Consider the following 1804-nt stretch of genomic DNA (forward strand, 5'->3'; position numbering starts at 1 on the left):
AGGAGTTCTCATCTCGCGGAAGGCTTCGCACTTAGATGCTTTCAGCGCTTATCCATACCAGACTCAGATACCCAGCAGTGCACCTGGCGGCACAACTGGTAAACCGGAGGTCTGTCCAACACGGTCCTCTCGTACTAGTGTCAGAACCACTCAAAACTCCAACGCCCACGATAGATAGAGACCGAACTGTCTCACGACGTTCTGAACCCAGCTCGCGTGCCACTTTAATGGGCGAACAGCCCAACCCTTGGGACCTTCTCCAGCCCCAGGATGTGACGAGCCGACATCGAGGTGCCAAACCACCCCGTCGATATGAGCTCTTGGGGGGGATCAGCCTGTTATCCCCGGAGTACCTTTTATCCTTTGAGCGACGGAGTTTCCATACACATCCGCCGGATCACTATGCCCTAGTTTCCTACCTGCTCGGCATGTCTGCCTCCCAGTCAAGCACCCTTATGCCATTACACTCTTTGAGGTCGGTTACCAATCGACCTGAGGGTACCTTTGGAAGCCTCCGTTACGCTTTTGGAGGCGACCACCCCAGTCAAACTACCCACCAAACAATGTCCGCGCTATGCGCGTTAGACCTCAGACAGCCAAAGGGCCGTATTTCAACGGTGGCTCCACTTCTGCTGGCGCAAAAACTTCTAAGCCTCCGGCCTATCCTACACATCGGATGACCAAGGTCAATGTTAAGCTATAGTAAAGGTTCACGGGGTCTTTTCGTCCCATCGCGGGTAATCGGCATCTTCACCGATACTACAATTTCACTGAGATCATGGTTGAGACAGCGTCCGGATCATTACACCATTCGTGCAGGTCGGAACTTACCCGACAAGGAATTTCGCTACCTTAGGACCGTTATAGTTACGGCCGCCGTTTACTGGGGCTTCAATTCAAACCTTCGAATTGCTTCTAAGCTCTCCTCTTAACCTTCCAGCACCGGGCAGGTGTCAGGCTGTATACATCATCTTTCGAGTTAGCACAGCCCTGTGTTTTTGTTAAACAGTTGCCTGGACCTATTCTCTGCGCCTCGTATATTTAAACACGAGGACCCTTTATCCCGAAGTTACAGGGTCAATTTGCCTAGTTCCTTAACCATGAATCTCTCAACGCCTTAGTATGTTCTACCCGACCACGTGTGTCCGTTTGCGGTACGAGTTGCTTAAAAATTTATGTTAGCGGATTTTCTTGGAAGTCTGATTACCTGTACTATCAATTTCCTCCGAAGAGAATATTGTACTTTACGCTTTCTGCTCGAAATGTGGATTTGCCTGCATTTCTCATTACATACGGCGGTAAACGTTCCTTTCCGTCTGAACGCGACAGTGTCACTACTCCGTCTCCACGTCACTCTTTAAGCAAGTTGCGGAATATTAACCGCATCTGCCATCGCCTGCTCCATTAGGATGAGACTTAGGACTCGACTAACCCCGGGCTGATTGGCATCGCCCGGGAAACCTCGGTCTTTCGGCGAAAGGGAATCTAACCCTTTTTATCGTTACTTATACCTACATTTGCTTTTCCATAAGCTCCAACAGGTCTCACAACCTATATTCTAAGCCGATGGAATGCTCCCCTACCGATACTTTTTTTATATACTATCCCGCACCTTCGGTATCTGACTTTATACCCGATTATTATCCATGCACGGACCCTCGACTAGTGAGCTGTTACGCACTCTTTGAATGAATGGCTGCTTCCAAGCCAACATCCTAGCTGTCACGGGGACCACACTTCGTTAGACTAACTTAGACAGAATTTCGGGACCTTAGATGACGGTCTGGATTCTTCTCCTCTCGGG

The 1804-nt window shown here is 49.6% G+C and carries 1 rRNA gene; it reads right to left on the reverse strand.

The annotated features are described in order from the left end of the window. Positions 1-1804 (reverse strand): 23S ribosomal RNA (locus tag F596_RS0110640); the annotation flags it as partial.

The sequence above is a fragment of the Prevotella amnii DSM 23384 = JCM 14753 genome (assembly GCF_000378745.1).
Taxonomy (GTDB): Bacteria; Bacteroidota; Bacteroidia; order Bacteroidales; family Bacteroidaceae; genus Prevotella; species Prevotella amnii.